The 18,741-nt window shown below is 57.5% G+C and carries 17 protein-coding genes; 9 read left to right on the forward strand and 8 right to left on the reverse strand.

Annotation, left to right across the window (positions count from 1 at the left end):
• The first annotated feature begins 126 nt into the window (after window positions 1-126).
• Both AAC636_RS11565 and AAC636_RS11570 read left to right on the forward strand, forming a co-directional pair.
• Complete coding sequence (locus AAC636_RS11565) at window positions 127-816, forward strand: fumarylacetoacetate hydrolase family protein (RefSeq protein WP_445322576.1); 690 nt, start codon at window positions 127-129, stop codon at window positions 814-816.
• A gap of 25 nt (window positions 817-841) precedes the next feature.
• Complete coding sequence (locus AAC636_RS11570; RefSeq protein ID WP_340301609.1) at window positions 842-1,318, forward strand: DUF2938 domain-containing protein; 477 nt, start codon at window positions 842-844, stop codon at window positions 1,316-1,318.
• On the opposite strand, the gene pgi is transcribed toward AAC636_RS11570, so the two are convergent.
• Genes pgi through zwf form a run of 3 tightly spaced genes read right to left on the reverse strand, consistent with a single transcriptional unit; the run spans window position 1,315 to window position 5,053 of the window.
• Window positions 1,315-2,922, reverse strand: coding sequence for a glucose-6-phosphate isomerase (gene pgi / locus AAC636_RS11575; RefSeq protein ID WP_340301610.1), 1,608 nt, complete (start codon window positions 2,920-2,922; stop codon window positions 1,315-1,317). The genes AAC636_RS11570 and pgi overlap by 4 nt on opposite strands.
• A gap of 3 nt (window positions 2,923-2,925) precedes the next feature.
• Window positions 2,926-3,597 carry a 6-phosphogluconolactonase gene (gene pgl / locus AAC636_RS11580; RefSeq protein WP_340301611.1) on the reverse strand — a complete coding sequence of 224 codons (672 nt, stop codon included), beginning with the start codon at window positions 3,595-3,597 and terminating at the stop codon, window positions 2,926-2,928.
• 4 nt (window positions 3,598-3,601) lie between these two features.
• On the reverse strand, window positions 3,602-5,053 hold the full coding sequence (zwf, locus tag AAC636_RS11585; RefSeq protein ID WP_340301612.1) for a glucose-6-phosphate dehydrogenase: 1,452 nt from the start codon (window positions 5,051-5,053) through the stop codon (window positions 3,602-3,604).
• A 412-nt stretch (window positions 5,054-5,465) separates the two neighbouring features.
• On the opposite strand from zwf, the gene AAC636_RS11590 reads away from it, so the two are divergent.
• Both AAC636_RS11590 and AAC636_RS11595 read left to right on the forward strand, forming a co-directional pair.
• Window positions 5,466-6,047, forward strand: coding sequence for a YqaA family protein (locus tag AAC636_RS11590; RefSeq protein WP_340301613.1), 582 nt, complete (start codon window positions 5,466-5,468; stop codon window positions 6,045-6,047).
• Window positions 6,044-6,541 (forward strand): disulfide bond formation protein B, encoded by a 498-nt coding sequence (locus AAC636_RS11595; protein ID WP_340301614.1) that lies wholly within the window; start codon window positions 6,044-6,046, stop codon window positions 6,539-6,541. Before AAC636_RS11590 ends, AAC636_RS11595 begins: the two co-directional genes overlap by 4 nt.
• Window positions 6,542-6,561: 20 nt before the next feature.
• On the opposite strand, the gene AAC636_RS11600 is transcribed toward AAC636_RS11595, so the two are convergent.
• A complete protein-coding gene (locus AAC636_RS11600) occupies window positions 6,562-6,852 on the reverse strand; it encodes an usg protein (RefSeq protein WP_340301615.1) in 291 nt (96 codons plus the stop codon).
• A gap of 253 nt (window positions 6,853-7,105) precedes the next feature.
• On the opposite strand from AAC636_RS11600, the gene gyrA reads away from it, so the two are divergent.
• The 4 genes from gyrA to gluQRS all read left to right on the forward strand — a co-directional run bounded on the left by gyrA (window position 7,106) and on the right by gluQRS (window position 13,066).
• Window positions 7,106-9,880 carry a DNA gyrase subunit A gene (gene gyrA, locus AAC636_RS11605; RefSeq protein ID WP_340301616.1) on the forward strand — a complete coding sequence of 925 codons (2,775 nt, stop codon included), beginning with the start codon at window positions 7,106-7,108 and terminating at the stop codon, window positions 9,878-9,880.
• A gap of 179 nt (window positions 9,881-10,059) precedes the next feature.
• Window positions 10,060-10,857, forward strand: a complete 798-nt coding sequence (locus AAC636_RS11610; protein WP_340301617.1) for a hypothetical protein — start codon at window positions 10,060-10,062, stop codon at window positions 10,855-10,857.
• Between the two features lie 9 nt (window positions 10,858-10,866).
• Window positions 10,867-12,216, forward strand: a complete 1,350-nt coding sequence (trmFO, locus tag AAC636_RS11615; RefSeq protein WP_340301618.1) for a methylenetetrahydrofolate--tRNA-(uracil(54)-C(5))-methyltransferase (FADH(2)-oxidizing) TrmFO — start codon at window positions 10,867-10,869, stop codon at window positions 12,214-12,216.
• Complete coding sequence (gene gluQRS, locus AAC636_RS11620; RefSeq protein WP_340301731.1) at window positions 12,200-13,066, forward strand: tRNA glutamyl-Q(34) synthetase GluQRS; 867 nt, start codon at window positions 12,200-12,202, stop codon at window positions 13,064-13,066. The genes trmFO and gluQRS overlap by 17 nt, the downstream gene beginning before the upstream one ends.
• On the opposite strand, the gene hisI is transcribed toward gluQRS, so the two are convergent.
• Window positions 13,063-13,464, reverse strand: a complete 402-nt coding sequence (gene hisI / locus AAC636_RS11625) for a phosphoribosyl-AMP cyclohydrolase (protein WP_340301619.1) — start codon at window positions 13,462-13,464, stop codon at window positions 13,063-13,065. The two genes, gluQRS and hisI, sit on opposite strands and share 4 nt — an antisense overlap.
• Window positions 13,465-13,491: 27 nt before the next feature.
• Here hisI and AAC636_RS11630 point away from each other — a divergent pair, with 27 nt between their 5' ends.
• The gene (locus AAC636_RS11630; RefSeq protein ID WP_445322577.1) at window positions 13,492-13,968 is read left to right on the forward strand and encodes an iron-sulfur cluster assembly scaffold protein; all 477 of its coding nucleotides are present in this window, start codon (window positions 13,492-13,494) and stop codon (window positions 13,966-13,968) included.
• Window positions 13,969-14,141: 173 nt separating this feature from the next.
• On the opposite strand, the gene AAC636_RS11635 is transcribed toward AAC636_RS11630, so the two are convergent.
• From AAC636_RS11635 to ligA, 3 genes are all read right to left on the reverse strand, one after another.
• Window positions 14,142-14,264, reverse strand: a complete 123-nt coding sequence (locus AAC636_RS11635) for a hypothetical protein (RefSeq protein WP_340301620.1) — start codon at window positions 14,262-14,264, stop codon at window positions 14,142-14,144.
• 90 nt (window positions 14,265-14,354) lie between these two features.
• The gene (gene recG / locus AAC636_RS11640; RefSeq protein WP_340301621.1) at window positions 14,355-16,454 is read right to left on the reverse strand and encodes an ATP-dependent DNA helicase RecG; all 2,100 of its coding nucleotides are present in this window, start codon (window positions 16,452-16,454) and stop codon (window positions 14,355-14,357) included.
• Between the two features lie 3 nt (window positions 16,455-16,457).
• Window positions 16,458-18,647: an NAD-dependent DNA ligase LigA gene (gene ligA, locus AAC636_RS11645; protein WP_340301622.1), complete on the reverse strand. Its 2,190-nt coding sequence runs from the start codon at window positions 18,645-18,647 to the stop codon at window positions 16,458-16,460.
• Window positions 18,648-18,741: the final 94 nt, after the last annotated feature.

The following is an 18,741-nucleotide window of genomic DNA, read 5'->3' on the forward strand; positions in this document are numbered from 1 at the left end:
AAGCAAACCGCGAAGCTGATAGATGAAGAATTTGTAAAATCTCCTTAAATTTTTCTCCAATTGCCAAGCGAACCCCAAGCCCCTAGCGTGGCAGTCGCGTGAGAGCCGAAAAAGAAAACAACCCAAATGAACCAAGATAATTTTGTGATCTCTGCCCCCCCGCACCCCATGATTCCCGTGGAGGGAGGGGGCGTATTTCCAGTCCGCCGTGTGTATTGCATCGGGCGCAATTATGCCGCCCATGCGATTGAAATGGGTCATGATCCCGACCGCGAGCCGCCGTTCTTCTTTCAGAAAAATCCAGATAGCTTGGATGCGTCCGGCGAGATGCCCTACCCTGTTGGCACATCTGACTTGCATCATGAGATCGAAATGATGGTGGCGCTGAAATCAGGCGGGCGCGATATCGCACTTGAAGATGCGCTGTCCCATGTATGGGGCTATGGCGTGGCGCTTGATATGACACGGCGCGATTTGCAGGGCGATGCCAAGAAATTAGGCCGCCCTTGGGAGATCGGTAAATCCTTTGAGCACTCCGCCCCCATAAGCCCACTTTTGCCCGTATCCCAAGTGGGCCATCCCAGCACAGGAGAGATCACGCTGCATGTGAATGGGGCGCTGCGCCAAGAGGGGGATTTGGCGCAAATGATTTGGAAAACGCCTGAAATCATCCGCTATCTGTCGCAATATTTTGAATTGGCGGCAGGGGATGTGATCCTGACGGGCACGCCCGCGGGGGTTGGCCCCGTGGCGCGCGGCGATGTGATGGAAGGAAAGGTTGCAGGTCTGGGCACATTGAGCGTCCGCGTGACCTGAACCTGCAAGCAGGGGAGAAGATAAAATGAGCGTCATCACACTGGGACTCATCATGGGCATCTGTGGCACTGTTGCGATGGATATCTGGGCGGTGATCCTGACACGGATTGCGGGCATCCCTACGCCCAATTGGGGCAATGTGGGCCGTTGGGTTGCCCATTTGGGGCGCGGGACAGTGTTTCACGCTGATATCAATACCAGCGCCCCTGTGGCCCGCGAACGAATTATTGGTTGGGTTTTCCACTATGCGGTCGGTGCGGTCTATGGCGCTCTGTTTTTGGGGATCATGGGCCAAGCGTGGTTAAGCGCGCCCAATTTCCTGCCGCTTTGGATTTTCGCGATCCTGACCATCGGGGCGGGATGGTTTTTGTTGCATCCTGGCCTCGGGCTTGGATGGGCGCTTGCGAAAACCGCCGCCCCATGGAAGGGGCGGGTTTTGGGCCTTATGGCCCACACGGTCTTTGGCCTTGGAATGTGGGTGGGCGCGGTGGCGCTTGGTTAACGATGCGCGTGGATATAGCGCAACAGGCTTGCGGTAGAGGGGTCTAACCCCTCTGCCCCCGCCGCGCCCTCAACGGCAGGTTGCAGGGCCAAAGCCAGTTCTTTGCCCAATTCCACACCCCATTGGTCATAGGAATTGATCCCCAAGATCACCCCTTCCACAAAAACCCGATGCTCATAAAGGGCGATGATCTGCCCCAAGGTGAACGGGGTCAGGCGCGGATAGATCAGCGTGGTTGACGGACGATCGCCCGTGAAAACGCGATGCCGCGCTTGGCGTTCCAATTCCGCAACAGACAGGCCTTTTGCAGCCATCATGCCGCGCGCCACCTCAAGGCTACGGCCCTGCATCAAGGCCTGAGATTGCGCCAAGCAATTCGACAAGAGCAAGGTATGGTGATGCGCCAATTCAGGCTCATGCCCTGCGGCGGCCACCATAAATTCGCACGGAACAACACGCGTGCCCTGATGGATCAGCTGATAAAACGCGTGTTGCCCATTCGTGCCCGGCTCCCCCCAAACAATCGGGCCTGAATGATAGGGCAAATCCTGCCCATCCATAGACACGCCCTTGCCGTTCGATTCCATTTCCAATTGCTGCAAATAGGCGGGCAGACGCGACAGGCGTTGGTCATAGGGCAACACCGCGCGGGTCGCATGACCGCAAACCTGATTGTGCCACAGCCCGATCAAGGCCATTAACACCGGCATATTCTCGGGAAGATCAGCCTCGCGGAAATGGGCATCCATGGCCGCCGCACCCGCGAGGAATGCCTCAAACTGTTTTGGCCCAATGGCCAGCATCACCCCAAGGCCAATTGGCCCCCAGAGGGAATAGCGCCCGCCGACCCAATCCTCGAACCCAAACACGCGGGACGGATCAATACCATAGGCCGTTGTCTTATCCGTGGCAGAGGACAAGGCGACAAATTGCGCGGCAGGCTCGCTGACCGCCTGCGCCATCCAATCACGCGCCGTTTGCGCATTGGTCATGGTTTCAATCGTGGTAAAGGTTTTCGAGGCAACAATGACCAAAGTTGTTTTTGGATCAAGCCCTTGTAGCGTGTCGTTGATATGTGCCCCATCCACGTTTGACACATAATGCACCCGCGGCCCATCGTGATAAGGTGCCAGCGCAAGCGTGGCCATCGCAGGGCCCAGATCAGACCCGCCAATCCCGATATTGATCACATCCGTGATCTTGCCGCCCTGCCCCTGATAGCGGCCTGCGCGCAGATCATCGGCGAACAGTGCCATACGGGCGCGGGTTTCTTGAACGGCAGGCAGAACATCCACCCCATCCACCATGATCGGGCCAGAGGGCGCACGCAAGGCGGTATGCAGCACCGCGCGACCTTCGGTTTCATTGATCTTTTCGCCCGCGAACATCGCCGTGCGTTTTTCTTCGACATTCGCCTTGCGGGCCAATTCCACCAAGAGTGACAGCACCTCATCGGTGATATGTGTCTTAGAAAAATCGAACATCATATCGCCCGTCTTGGCCGAAAACCGCGTAGCGCGGGCAGGATCATTATCAAAAAGCTGCGACATAGGGGTGCTGCGCAGGTGATCCCACGCGGTGGAAAGCTCTGTCCAGATGGTCATGATTTACTCAGCCCAATGAATGGTGGCGGTCTTTAAAACAGTGGCAATTGGTGCTTGATCTTCAGGCAAGTCTGCGGCCCGCTCAAGTGCCGCGCGCTTTTCACGCCCTGTGATCAAGATATGGCAATGCAGCGCGGCTTTCAGCACAGGGGCGGTCAAGGTGATCCGCGGCTCGCCCGCGTTTGCGGCCCGCATCGCCATCAGGGGCGGCGCATCTGCGCTGAGGGCTGCGTTGAGATTATCCCCATCGGGAAAAAGGCTTGCGGTATGCATATCTGCGCCCATCCCCAACAGCAAAACCGTGATCGGCAAATGCGGCAACAGCCCGTCTGTCAGATCGGGGATACCCTCCTCTGGCGTGTTGGCGCCGTTAAATAGGGGTATTAACTTTGCCTCCGATGCTTTTGATTGTAAAAGTTTTTCTTTCAAAATCCTTGTGTTAGAGCGCGGGCTATCCTCGCCAAGCCAGCGTTCATCATTGAGAAAGACTGCAATATCACACCACGCCAAATCCACTTCGGCCAAGGTTTTGAACACAGGGCCCGGTGTCGTGCCGCCCGGAACGCAGAGCGAGGCGCGCCCCGCCACGCGCAAGGCCTGCCCTAATTCCGAGGCGGTACGATCCGCCAAGGACATCATCAATAAATCGCGGTCGGGATAGGTGATCAATTCCATGGGATCAGCCCACCTCACGCCAACGGCGCCCATCGCGATGCAACAACATCAGCGCATCTTCTGGCCCTGTGCTAAAGGCCTGATAGGGCACGGGGCGTTCATTGCGCGATTGCCACCCTTGGATGATTGGATCCGTCCAACGCCAAGCTGCCTCAACCTCATCGCCGCGCATGAACAGCGTTTGATTGCCACGGATCACATCCATGATCAGCCGCTCATAGGCATCGGGTGCATCGGCCGCATCCGCCCCAAGCGCCTCGGCAAAGGTCATATCAAGCGGCACATCGACCAAACGCATCCCCCCTGGGCCTGGCTCTTTGATCGTGACGCTGAGATCAATGCCCTCATCAGGTTGCAGGCGAATAGACAAAACATTGGGCTTCGTCCCTGCATCCTCATCAAAAATGGAATGGGGCGGCTCTTTGAAATGGATCACAATCTCGGACATCCGCGCGCGCATCCGTTTGCCTGTGCGCACATAGAATGGCGTGCCATTCCAACGCCAATTGGCGATATGCACCTTCATGGCCACAAAACTTTCTGTGCGGCTTTTGGGGTCTTCGACATCGTCCAAATAAGACGCGGTCTTATCGCCTGCTTTATACTGGCCGCGCACAATATCCTCGGGACGCACAGGATCAAGCGCGCGGATCACCTTAAGCTTTTCATCGCGCACCGCATCAGGATCAAAATGATTGGGCGGCTCCATCGCGGTCAAACACAGAAGCTGCATCAAATGGTTTTGCACCATATCGCGCATCGCGCCTGATTTATCGTAATAGGCCCCCCGCCCGCCAACACCGACCTCTTCGGCCACAGTGATTTGCACATGGTCGACATATTGGGCGTTCCATAGCGGTTCGAACAGGATATTCGCAAAGCGGATCGCCATCAGATTTTGCACCGTTTCTTTACCCAAATAATGGTCGATGCGGTAAATCTGGCTTTCGTCAAAATGCTCGGCCAGTGTTGCGTTCAAGGCTTTGGCGGTGGCCAGATCATGACCAAAGGGCTTTTCCACCACAATCCGCGCATCAGAGCGCGCAACTTTATGGGTGTGCAGACGTTCGGCCAGATCGCCAAACAAGGCGGGCGCGACCGAGAAATAAAAGGCCTGCACGACACCATTACGCATTGTGCCCGCGAGATCGGCCCATCCATCCGTGCCGCGCGCATCAATGGCAACATAGCTCAAACGCTGTAAAAACGCGGCAAGGCTGGTTTCATCGCGTCTAGCTTCGGGGGTAAATTCGGCAATAGCCGCGCGGACAAAATCACGAAAGGCAGCATCATCTTGGGATGTGCGCGCCGCGCCGATGATCCGCGCCTCAGGCGGCATTTGCCCGTCATGAAAGCGCCGATAAAGTCCAGGCAGGATTTTGCGCCGCGCCAGATCCCCTGTCGCCCCCAAAATTACTAGATCAAAATCTTCAACTGGAATGACGCGCGAAACCATTTTCTCTCCTTTGCCCTGCATCTGACCCAGATTCTTTGGGAAATTCACAGGTTATTGCCGCCTTTGGCCGCGATTTACGTTAGCGCTAACGAAAGCTGAGGCGGGCTTAGCCAATCTCGAACCCAAAGTCTAGCAGAGCCTGACGATTTGGCAAATCGGCGGGGCAGATTTTCGCGCGCTGTGGCGCGGCGTAAAATGAAAAAGGCTCAAGCGGCCTCCCCTCCGCTTGAGCCTCAACGCGACGTGAAACTCCCTTTCGGAGCTCGCGCGTATTCAATGTGCGTGCGACATTTTATCATTTGCAACGATCCGTCAAGAGTTTTGTCACAATCATGTCATCTGGCTTTGGCTTGACCTTTTCCGCCCTGTCGGGCATCGCCTCTGGCATTGGGGCGATATTAGGATAGTTGCGATGCTGCGCGGGCTCTATAATTGGACAATGGGTTTGGCGGGTCATCGCCACGCCCTCTGGGCCTTGGCGCTTGTGTCCTTTGCGGAAAGTTCAATCTTTCCCATTCCCCCTGATATTTTGATGATCCCAATGATCCTTGCGCGGCCCAATCGGGCTTTTTTAATTGCCTCTGTCTGCTTAATCGCCTCGGTTCTGGGCGGTATCGCAGGCTATGCGATTGGGGCGCTGTTCTATGACCAAATTGGCGCGCCGATTTTGGCAGCCCTTGGCAAGGCCGATGCAATGGCCGAGTTTAACACGCGCTTCAATGATCTTGGCTTTTGGCCAGTGTTGATCGCAGGGCTAACCCCCTTCCCCTATAAGGTCATCACCATCATGTCAGGGTGGACAGGCCTGCCATTGGGGACATTCATTGTCACCTCGATCATCGCGCGGGGGATTCGATTCTTTGTCATCGCGGCATTGCTGCGCCAATTCGGTGCCCCTTTACGCGACTTTATTGAGCGCCGCCTGGGGCTGATGTTTACAGTGTTCATCATCATCTTGCTTGGCGGGTTTTATGCTGTGAGGTTCATGGGATGATGCGGGATCTGAATTTGCCAAAATTATCGGCCCTAGCGGGTCTGGGGTCTGCCGCGACATTGGCGGGCGCTTTTGGGTTTCAGTATCTTGGCGGGCTTGCGCCCTGCGCCATGTGCCTGTGGCAACGCTGGCCCCATGCAGGCGCTGCACTGGTTGCGCTGTTCATCGTAATCATTGCCGCCATTGCCCCCAAATTGGCGCGCGGTTTGACCCTGATCGGGGCGGGCGCGATGCTGGTGAATGCAGGGATAGCGTTGTATCACACAGGGGTTGAGCGCGGGTGGTGGCAAGGCCCCACCTCCTGCACGGGGGGCGCAGAAGATATTCTGTCGCTTTCGGCGAATGAGCTGCTGTCAACAGACACCGCGCCTGCGATTGTTATGTGTGACGAGGTGGCATGGGCCTTTGCGGGCCTGTCGATGGCCTCATGGAATAGCCTGATTTGCTTGGCTCTATTCCTGATCTGGGCCAAGGCCGCAGCGGCCAAACTGTAGCCCCACGCCTGTCCCGTGGGCTAGTGATAGGAAATCTCCTCAACGACATTGCGCCATGACCCGTCAGAAATCAGCCGCCGATGTGCAAAACGCACAGAATGCAACGGCGCCTCAATCTCGCGCTTCCAGAAATCAATAAAGCCGAAAATGCGCGGATAATCTGGCGCGAGATCGTAATCCTGCCAGATGAACACGTTGATAACATTACGAAAATCAGGCATCCGATAGTAAAATTCCGCCGTGGTCAGCCCATACCCCTCAAGCATCAGCCCCGTTGCGGTTTCATCACTGTTGCGAGACCCCCAAGTCATCTGCACCTTCCCTTGCTTGGTTCATGGTGCCTGATGATTGCAAATTCAAATTAAAAGTCAACAAAAACAATGTATTAGAAGCATCTTCCTGCGGCTGATAACAGGCGGCAGGCGTTAAGCGCCCAATTCACCTGACAGGAGCATTGCGCCCTATATCGCGGGGGTCTATAGTGTTGAATAACAAAATATAGCTGTGCCAAGAGGTGCAGCATGTCATCGCAGAACAAGATCGAAAAGACAGCAGGCCCGCACAGTGACAGATACGCCCGAAACCCCCGAGAATGACCCCGCCACGCCCCCCGCGCGGCACCCGCATTCTGGCCCTTCGATTGATATCGCCGATGAGATGAAAACATCCTTCATCGATTATGCGATGTCGGTGATCATCAGCCGCGCGATCCCCGATTTGCGCGATGGCCTCAAACCCGTGCATCGCCGCATTTTGTTTGCGATGCATGAAACGGGCAATACGCATGAAAAGGCCTATCGGAAATCTGCGCGCCCCGTGGGCGATGTGATGGGCCAATATCACCCGCATGGCGACAGCGCGATCTATGACGCGCTTGTGCGGATGGCGCAGCCCTTTTCGATGTCGCTGCCCCTGCTCGATGGTCAGGGGAATTTCGGCTCTATGGATGGCGATAACCCCGCCGCCATGCGCTATACCGAAGTGCGCATGGACAAACCCGCCGCCTATCTTTTGGCCGATATCGACAAGGATACGGTCAATTTCCAAGACAATTATGATGGCAAGCAAAAAGAACCCACCGTTCTGCCTGCGCGCTTTCCCAATATGTTGGTCAATGGTGCGGGCGGCATTGCGGTTGGCATGGCCACCAACATACCACCCCATAATTTGGGCGAGGTGATTGATGCTTGTCAGGCCTTGATCCAAGATCCCGACCTCAGTTCGGAACAGTTAATCGAGTTTATCCCTGCCCCCGATTTCCCCACAGGCGGGATCATCTTGGGCCGCTCTGGCGCAAGGCGGGCCTATACCGAGGGGCGCGGCAGCGTGGTCATTCGCGCGCGCACCCATGTTGAGGAAATTCGCAAAGACCGCTTTGCCATCATTATTGATGAGATCCCCTATCAGGTGAACAAGGCCTCGATGATCGAACGCATTGCTGAATTGGTGCGCGAGAAAAAGGTCGAAGGCATCTCAGGCGTGGCAGATGAATCTGATCGCAACGGCGTGCGCGTTGTCATCGAGTTGAAACGCGATGCCACCCCTGATGTGGTGCTGAACCAATTGTTCCGCTTTAGCCAGATGCAGACCTCCTTTGGCTGCAATATGTTGGCGCTGAATGGCGGGAGGCCCGAGCAGTTGGATTTGCGGGGCTTTCTGACCGCCTTTATCGCCTTCCGTGAGGAGGTCGTGGCGCGCCGCACTGCGTTTGAGTTGAACAAAGCGCGCGAACGCAGTCACATTCTATGTGGTTTGGCGGTTGCCGTCTCCAATGTCGATGAGGTTGTGGCCACGATCCGCGCCTCCGCAGATGCGGCCGCGGCGCGCGAAGCCTTGATGACACGGCGCTGGCCTGCGGCGGATATTGCCGCCTATATCCGTCTGATTGACGACCCGACCCATACGATGAACGATGACGGCACCTATAACCTCTCCGAGGCGCAGGCGCGCGCGATTTTGGAACTGCGCCTGCAACGCCTGACCCAAATTGGCGTCAAGGAAGTGACGGATGAGTTGGAGGAACTCGCAGGTAAGATCAAAGAATATCTTGCCATCCTCGCCAGCCGTGATCGGATCATGGCGATCATCTCAGAAGAATTGGCCGAGGTGAAAACGGCCTTTGCCGTGCCGCGCCGCACCGAGATTGTCGATTGGTCTGGCGACATGGATGACGAAGACCTGATCGAACGCGAAGACATGGTCGTGACCGTCACCGCAGGTGGCTATATCAAACGCACGGCCTTGGCTGAATTCCGCGCACAAAAACGCGGCGGCAAAGGGCTGTCGGGCGGCAGCCTCAAGGAAGATGATGTTGTGACATCGCTTTTTGTGGCCAATACCCACACCCAGCTTTTGTTCTTCACCACCGATGGGATGGTCTACAAGCTGAAAACATGGCGCTTGCCGCTTGGCAGCCGCACATCAAAAGGCAAGGCCATTGTGAATATCCTGCCCATTCCTGTTGGGGTTACGATTGCCGCGATCATGCCCGTTGACCGCCCCGAGGAGGATTGGGGCGATCTGCAAATCATCTTTGCCACATCCGCAGGCGATGTGCGCCGCAACCAATTGTCGGATTTCACCAATGTGAAATCAAACGGCAAGATTGCCATGAAATTGCCCGAAGATGGGTCAGTCAGCCTTGTGAATGCGCGCATCTGCACTGAGGAAGACGATGTGATGTTGGTCACCGAAGGGGGGCGCGCGATCCGCTTCTCTTGCACCGATGTCCGCGTCTTTAAGGGCCGCGACAGCACAGGCGTGCGCGGTATCCGTTTGGGTGATGGGGAATCTGTGGTTTCCATGGCCGTGATCCGCCATTTCACCGCTGACCCTGCTGAGCGCGCCGCCTATCTCAAACAGCGCCGCGCCTTGGCGGGTGCGCCCGAGGATGAGGGCGAAACGGACGAGGATGAGGGCGTGGTGGCCGAAGGCACCCTTAGCCCTGAACGCTTTGCCGAAATGCGCGCCTCAGAGGATTTGATCCTGACCATCACAGAAAGCGGGTCCGGAAAATTATCTTCAAGCCATGATTACCCTGTAAGGGGCCGTGGCGGCATGGGGGTTATGGCCATCGACAAGGCCATGCGCGGCGGGCCATTGGTTGCGGCCTTCCCGGTTGAGATGACCGACCAGATCATGCTCGCCTCATCAACGGGCCAATCTATTCGCGTGCCTGTTGAGGGCATCTCATTCCGCTCACGCTCGGCAGGTGGGGTGAAGGTGTTTAACACCAAGGCAGGCGAAACCGTTGTGTCAGTCGCGCGCATCGTTGAAGGTGATGACGAGGACACCGCCACGGCGGATGCGGATGCGGCCGAGGCGAGCGCAGACACCTAAATCTCAGGCCCGCTCAAACCCAAGGGTTACGACCCATATCAAGGGCCGCACCGCCAAGGCGCGTGCGGCCCTTAAGATTTTAGATAAATTGCGGCCATTAACCATATGATATAATTAATATATATTTCTTCTTCACCATGCGCCATTTGCAAAAGAACTTTTGTTGAAAGCGCGTTCTGATGGCTGCACCAATCTCGCAATTTTGCCTTTGCCTCGGCCTGGCCTCTTTGGCTGCGGATATGGCGCACGCCGATAATTTGGGCCTGCGTGCCGCAACGCTTGGCCTTAACAGCACGGGTGCTGACCAAAATGGGGCGCATCTCAATCTTGATTACACGATTACCGCGCATCACGGGTTTGAGCTGAATTTTGATCTGGCCGATACCGAAATCGGCACCATTGGCGGCGTTCGGGCAGGCCTATACCTCATCCCTGCCGATGATCGGCGCTATGGTCTTTTTGCCTATTTGGCCGACCTCAACAATGAAAGCAGCCGCTGGGGTGGGCTTGGCATTCAAGGGCGCCGTCAAATTGCAGGGCTTGGATTGGGGGCTTATGGCGGGTTTGGCGTGCGCGACAGCGCCATGGCAACACGCCCCCTTGGGGATGCCGATGTGCTTTTTGCAGGTGGTGAGATCCGTCTTGATCTAGGCCCCTCATGGCAGGGCTTTGCGCAAATCGGATTTCCCGAATTTGACGAATTGCGCCTGTCCACAACGCAGATCACTGGCGAAATTGGTGTGCAATGGCTGGATCACAGCGGTGCAGTTGCGGTGACGGCAAGCTATGGTTTTGAAGACTTCTCCAACCCCGCCTTGCGCGACAGAGGCCAGTTCCGTCTTGGGGTCGAGATCGCCTTGGGAAAACGCCCTGTTTACACGCCCTGCCCTTTGCAGACCCATTCCTGCCTGTGGTGGCTCGTGGGCTATAACGCCCCCCCAAAAAACCCGTTTCACCCTGCCCCGCTTTTGATCTAAGAAGCGCTCATGTCAGATAACGCGCTTCATATCATTGGCGGCGGCATGGCGGGCTCTGAGGCCGCTTGGCAGGCCGCAGAGCTTGGTCAACAGGTCGTCATCCATGAGATGCGCCCAAAGATTGGCACATTTGCCCATCAAACTGGGCATTTGGCGGAAATGGTATGTTCCAATTCCTTCCGCTCGGATGATCACGAACAAAACGCGGTCGGCCTTTTGCATTGGGAAATGCGCGCGGCGGGTGGCCTCATTATGGAAATGGCCTATCACCACCGCCTCCCCGCAGGGGGCGCATTGGCGGTGGATCGCGATGCTTTCGCCGAGGCGGTCACAGCGCGTCTGCGCGCGCATCCCAATATTACGATTGAGGACGGGGAAATCAGCGCCCTGCCCGAAACAGGCCATTGGATCATCGCGACAGGCCCGTTGACATCAGGCGCGCTGGCACAGGCCATTGCACAAGAGGCAGGTCAACACAGCCTTGCCTTTTTCGATGCCATTGCCCCCATCGTTTATGCCGAAAGTATCGACATGTCGCGGGCGTGGATGCAGTCGCGCTACGACAAGGGCGAAACCGAAGAAGAGCAGCGCGCTTATCTCAACTGCCCCATGACGCGCGAGCAGTATGAGGCCTTTATCGATGCCCTGCTGGCTGCCGAAAAAACCGAATTTCACGAAGGCGAAACGGCGGGCTATTTCGATGGATGCCTGCCGATTGAGGTTATGGCAGAACGGGGCCGCGAAACCCTGCGCCACGGGCCGATGAAACCTGTGGGCTTAACCAATCCGCATCAGCCCGATGTGAAACCTTGGGCCGTAGTGCAGCTGCGCCGCGACAATAAACTGGGCACGCTTTACAATATCGTGGGCTTTCAAACCAAAACGAAATACGGCGCACAGACCGAAGTGTTGCGTATGATCCCCGGTTTGGAGGAGGCACGATTTGCACGTCTTGGCGGCATTCATCGCAACACCTTCATCAATTCCCCCACGCTTCTCGATGCGCAAATGCGGTTGAAATCTATGCCGCATATCCGCTTTGCGGGCCAAATCACGGGGGTTGAGGGCTATGTTGAATCGGCTGCAATGGGGCTGCTTGCGGGGCGCTACGCGGTGGCAGAATTGCGCGGCCTCACCCCGCCCGATTTGCCCAATACCACCGCGATGGGGGCCTTGATCCATCACATCACAGGCGGGGCGGAGGCGAAAACCTTTCAGCCGATGAACGTGAATTTCGGTCTTTTTCCCCCAGTCGAAGGCTTAAAATCGGGGCGGCGCGGACGCAAAGACCGCTATAAGGCCTATACGGATCGCGCCAAGACCGATTGGCGCGCATGGCTTGATGCCTTCCCTGCCTAAGGGCTGTGTCACCCGATTTGCCCCGTCCCCCACGGGGCCATTGCATTTGGGCCATGCCTATAGTGCATGTCTGGCCCATGACATGGCTCGAAAGGCGCAGGGGCAATTTCTGCTCAGGATTGAGGATATCGACCAATCCCGCGCCCGCCCGCAATGGGAGGCGCAAATTTATGATGATCTGACATGGTTGGGGCTGTCTTGGCCCCTGCCCGTGATGCGGCAATCCGAGCAGATGGCCCGATATCGCGCCGCTTTGGATCAATTGGCGCAACAGGGCCTGATTTATCGCTGCACCTGCCGCAGGCGGGATATAGAGGCGGCCAGTGCCGCCCCGCAGGAAGGGGCCCCCACATTCGGGCCAGATGGGCGCATCTATCCTGGCACCTGTCGCGGCCAGACTGTGACCAGTGCCGCCGAGGCCAAAGGGGCCGCCTTACGCCTTGATCTGGCGCGCGCGTTTGAGCGCCTTGCGCAAATGCGTTTCACAGAAACAGGGCCACGCCATCAGGGGCCTCATGAGATCACGCGCGATAGCGCGCTGGCCCATATTGGCGACCCTGTATTGGCGCGGCCAGACATGGGCAGCTCTTACCATCTCAGCGTGGTGGTTGATGACGCGGCACAAAGCGTAACCCATGTCATTCGCGGCGAAGATTTATTTGAGGCAACCGCAATCCATGTGATTTTGCAAAATCTGTTGGCCTACCCTGTGCCGCAATATCATCATCACGCTTTGATCCGTGATGAGCAGGGCAAACGTCTGGCCAAGCGCGATGATGCGCGCGCCATTGCCCTTTATCGGGATGCAGGAAAAACCCCTGCTGATATTCGTAGAATGGTCGGGCTTTAGCCCTCGGGTTGCATCAATTCGACCTCGCCCCCCTCGCGGATCGCGGTGTAAAAGCAGCTGCGGCGATTGGTGTGGCAGGCAGGCCCCGTTTGCCGAACCACGAGCAAAAGACAATCGCGGTCACAATCCACACGCAGATCAACCAAATCCTGCACATGGCCCGAGCTTTCACCCTTGACCCAAAAGGCCGCGCGCGAGCGGCTCCAATAGGTGACTTTGCCTGTTTCTAGGGTTTTTTCGAGGGAGGCGCGGTTCAGCCATGCCATCATCAGCACATCGCCCGTCTCGGCGCATTGCGCAATCGCAGGGATCAGACCCGCCTCATTATAGCGTAGGCTATCTGGGTCAAATTTCACAGCACCCGTCATTTCCACATCTCGCCCTTTCCAAATGGTCATATTCACACTAGCTCTTGGGGGGAGATCATGGAAGGGGCCGAAACGCGCATGGCTGAGATGAGCGTCACAAAATCCGATTTGGTGCAGCTATATTCGCAGCGAATTCTGGCATTGGCGGCGGATATTCCGCATCACGGGCGGCTTGAGGCGCCTCAGGCCAGTGTAAAGCGGCGCGCCCCGCTCTGCGGGTCAACCGTTACAGTGGATTTGGATGTCGCCGAGGGGCGGATCAGCCGCTTTGCCCAAGATGTAAAGGCCTGCGCGCTCGGTCAGGCCTCCGCGGCATTGATGGGTGCCCATATTCTGGGCCGCAGCCGTGCCGAAATTGCCGCCGCCCGAGACGCGCTTGCCGCCATGCTCAAAGGTGAGGGGAACGGGCCAGAGGCCCCATTTGAGGGTTATGAGGTGCTGACCCCCGCCCGCGATTATCGCAATCGTCACGCCTCTATCATGCTGTCACTCGAAGCGACCCTTGAGGCGATAGAGCGCGCCGAAGAGCCCTAAAAAAACCGCCCCTGCAGGGCAATGCAAAGGGGCGGTCATAGTGATGCGGTGTATCGTTTCAACCGTGCGATTGGGGGATCGCGCGGCCTATCGGCATTGGGGACAGATCCGAGGCAAGGATCATGATGCCAAGGGGGCGCATACCCCCGAAACCTGAACCGCAGGCAGAAAACTTAGAAAAATTGCGGCAGATGCAGCAGCCCCATCGCCAAAACAACAAGGGACAGCGCCCCGCACAGATCGGCCAAAAGCGTGGTGGATGAACGCATGATAATCGTTTTTACATCTGACAACATGGGTCATCTCCCGTTAATGTTGCCTGATTGTTCTCATACCCTGACGCGAGTCGTCAAGAACTTTTTAAGAACATTTGTGAACAAAGCGGGTCAGCCCGCCGAAATCAGGCGAATAGCCTTATCTTGCTCGAGCAACCATAAGAGGGTGCGTGCGGCCTGACCGCGCGGCCCCTCTAGCGATGGATCAAGCGCCAAAAGCGCGCGCGCATCGCTTTGCGCCATCGCCATCAAGCCGCCATGTTGTTCCAGATCGGCCACGCGAAACCGCGGCAGACCAGATTGCGCCGTGCCAATCACATCGCCTGCGCCGCGAATGGCCAAATCTTCTTCTGCGATGACAAAGCCATCATCCGTATCGCGCAGGACATGCAAACGGCGCTTGGCCGTTTCTGTCAGGCCATTGCGATAAAGCAGCACACAAGTCGATGCACGGCTGCCGCGCCCCACCCGCCCCCGCAATTGATGGAGCTGCGCCATGCCAAAAAGATCAGCCTGTTCAATCACCATAATGCTGGCATTTGGCACATCCACCCCCACCTCAACCACCGTGGTGGCCACCAGAACCTTGGTGCGGTTTTCATTGAATTCGGTCATGGTCGCATCTTTTTCAGGGCTGCTCATTTGCCCATGGACAAGGCCCACCACCCCCTCGCCCAGTCGTGCGCGCAAGGATTTAAAGCGTTCTTCAGCGGCGGTGGCCTCGTAAACTTCGGATTCCTCAACCAATGGGCAAATCCAATAGGCTTGCTGGCCCTCTGCCACCGCCTTTTGCAGATGTGCCACCACCTCATCCATCCGCGCCTCGGACACCAAGGCCGTGGTGATCTTTTGACGATTGGCGGGTTTTTCATCCAAGATCGACAGATCCATATCGCCATATTGCGCAAGGCTCAGCGTGCGGGGAATGGGCGTGGCCGTCATCACCAACATATCCGCCAAAGCGCCCTTTTCCCCCAATCGCAGGCGTTCGCGCACGCCAAAGCGGTGCTGCTCGTCCACAATCGCCAAACGCAGATCGGCAAATTCAACATCCTCTTGAAACACGGCATGAGTGCCGACCAAGATCGCGATATTGCCGCGCGCAAGGGCGGCCAGTTTTGCGGCCCGCTCGCGCCCCTTATCCGCTCCGGTGAGAACCTCAAGCACGACACCTGCCGCTTCGGCCAAGGGGCGCAGATTGGCGGCGTGCTGTTGCGCAAGGATCGAGGTGGGTGCCATCATCACCCCCTGCCCACCCGCCTCGACCGCAGCCAAAAGCGCCATCAAGGCAACAAGGGTTTTGCCCGCCCCAACATCGCCCTGCAACAGGCGGCTCATCCGTTCAGGCGCGGCCATATCGGCCACGATTTCCGCAATCGCGCGGGTCTGTGCGCCCGTGGGGCTGTAGGGCAAGCTTTGCAGAACCTTGGCCCGCAGCGCACCATCACCATGGCTGATCCGCCCTTTGCGCCGCTTGGCCCGCGCCCGCGCAAGGGCAAGGGTCAATTGATGAGCAAACAATTCGTCATAGGCCAGACGCAGCCGCGGCTTGGCATTGGGGGCGGCCTCACTGGGCGATTGCACATGGTGCTGTGCCCGCATCGCAGTGGCCCAATCGGGCCACCCCTCGCGCGCCTTGAGGGCGGGATCAATCCATTCGGGCAGGTCAGGCACGGCTTGCAAGGCATCGGCAATCGCGCGCGCCATGATCTTTTGCGTCAACCCTTGCCCAAGCGGATAAATCGCCTCGAATTTAGGGAGGGTTTCCGCCTCTTCAACAGGCAGGATGTGATCAGGATGCACGATTTGCGCAATCCCATCGAAAAGCTCTACCTTGCCCGAGATCAGACGCCGCGCGCCTATGGGCAAGAGCTTTTCCAGATAGGGCGCGCGCGCGTGAAAAAATACCAGATCAAAGGCGGTTTGACTGTCGGTGACCGTGACCCGATAGGGCCCACGCCCGCGGGACGGGGGCGGGCGGTGACGGATCACCTCAACCTCTAACGTGGCAATGCGCGGCGGGGTGATTTCGGCAAGGCGCGTTAAGGGGCGGCGATCCACCACCCCCACGGGCAAGGTATAAATCAGATCTTTCGGGGTTTCGATATGAAGATGCCCTAAGGCCTGCTCAGCTTTGGGGCCGATACCAGATAGGCCCTCAAGGCGCGAAAAGAGCCCGAACAAAACCTCTGGTCGGCCCTGCGCGGCCATGGGTTAAAGATCCCCAATGAGGGCCAACCACGCATCTTCGTCAATGGTTTCAATGCCCAATTCTGCGGCCTTTTTGGCCTTTGATCCTGCCCCAGGCCCTGCAACCAAAAGGTCGGTTTTGGCAGAAACCGAACCTGCGACCTTGGCCCCCAAACTTTCAGCACGCGATTTGGCCTCTGCGCGGGTCATCTTTTCGAGACTGCCCGTGAATACCACTGTCTTGCCCATCACGGGGCTGCCCGACACATCACGAATAGCGGGCGATTGGATCTCAAGATGGGCCACAAGCCGTTCGATTGACGCATATTCACGCGGCTGCGCCCATGCCTCGCAGAGCGCTGTGGCGACCGTATCCCCGATGCCATCAATCCCCGTGATTTCGGCCCATGCGGGACTGTTCTCAAGCAATTTTTTGCACGATTTGGCGTCAGGCGCCGTTGCGGCAGGCTCAAGGCGGGCGGCATGAATGGCCGCATCCAAGGCGGCCCAACTGCGGAAATGTTCGGCCAAATCCTTGGCCGCCACTTCGCCCACATGGCGGATGCCCAAGGCAAAGATCAGACGGCCAAGGGGGATTTGACGTTTCTCTGCAATCGCCGCGAAAAGATTTTGCGCAGATTTATCCCCCCACCCCTCGCGGTTTTTCAGCTGCTGGATACCGCTGCCATAGCGTGCCTCAAGCGTAAAAATATCGGCAGGCTCGGTGATCCATCCGTCTTTGTTGAATTGTTCGACTTGCTTTGCCCCTAAACCCTCGATGTCAAAGGCCGCGCGCGAGACGAAATGCTTGAGGCGCTCGACCGCTTGGGCAGGGCAGATCAGCCCGCCCGTGCAGCGGCGCACGGAATCGCCCTCCTCACGATGCGCCTCTGATCCGCATTCGGGGCATGTGGTGGGAAAGATATAGGGCTGCGCATCCGCGGGGCGTTGCGTGACATCCACATCTGCGATTTTGGGGATCACATCACCCGCGCGATAGACCTGAACCAAATCACCCACGCGAATATCGCGCCCAGCGCGGATCGCCTCGCCTGCGTTGTTGCGGCCTGCGATGTAGTCCTCATTATGCAGCGTTGCATTCGAGACAACCACACCGCCCACTGTCACGGGGGCAAGCCGCGCTACGGGCGACAACGCGCCTGTGCGCCCCACTTGGATGTCAATCGCCTCGATCCGCGTCCATGCCAGTTCAGCGGGGAATTTATGCGCAATGGCCCAACGCGGGGTGGTGGCACGCAACCCCAAGCGGCGTTGCAAGGCCAGATCATCGAGTTTGTAGACCACCCCATCAATATCATAGCCCATACCCGCGCGATCATGGGCAATTGCCTGATAATGGGCGATAATCGCCTCAAGGCTCTCGCAGCGAATGGTCAAGGGATTGGTCTGAAATCCAAAATCACGCAATTTCGCAATCAGTCCAGATTGCGTTTCTGCAAGCGTAGCGGAGACAACCCCAAGCGCATAGGCAAAAAACCGCAGCGGGCGGGCGCGGGTGATCTCAGCATCCAATTGGCGCAGCGATCCTGCGGCCGCATTGCGTGGATTGGCAAAGGTTTTGCCCCCTGCCTGCTCGGCGCGCGCGTTGAGCGCGGCGAAATCTGCGTGGCTCATGTAAACTTCACCGCGCACTTCGAGAATATCGGGACAATCGCGGTGGTGGATGGCCTGCGGAATATCGGCAATCGTGCGGGCGTTGGCGGTGACGTTTTCGCCCGTCTCCCCATCGCCGCGCGTGGCGGCATGCACCAAAACGCCGTTTTCATAGCGCAAAGACAGGGACAGCCCATCGATTTTTGGCTCGGCGGTAAAGACCAAGGGCGTGGTATCAGACAGGCCCAAATAGCGCTGAATGCCCGCGATAAATTCCGCGACATCGGTCTCGTCAAAGGCATTGGCCAAGGACATCATACGTTCGGCATGGGTGATTTTGCCAAAGCCCTCGGCAGGGCTGGCGCCGATTTGCGCGCTTGGACTATCGCCGCGGATCAGATCGGGAAACCGCGCCTCAAGATCCGCGTTTTCGCGTTTCAGGCGGTCATATTCCGCATCGCTGAGGGTGGGCGCGTCTTCTTGGAAATAATCCTTATTGGCGCGCGCCAAAATATCGGCCAATTCGGCCAAACGCTGTGCCGCCTGATCGCGCCCTAAGAGGGATACCCCTGCGCCCGTGTTTTGATCTTCTTCTGACATAGACCGCCTCGCCTGACTGCTGCCCTATAGATATGGGCAGCAGCGGCAGAGGTCTAGCGCAGATCAAGCCGTAGCAGCCAAAGCGGCCTTTGGA

It is taken from the genome of Roseobacter sp. HKCCD5988 (assembly GCF_037830355.1).
Lineage (GTDB): Bacteria > Pseudomonadota > Alphaproteobacteria > Rhodobacterales > Rhodobacteraceae > M30B80.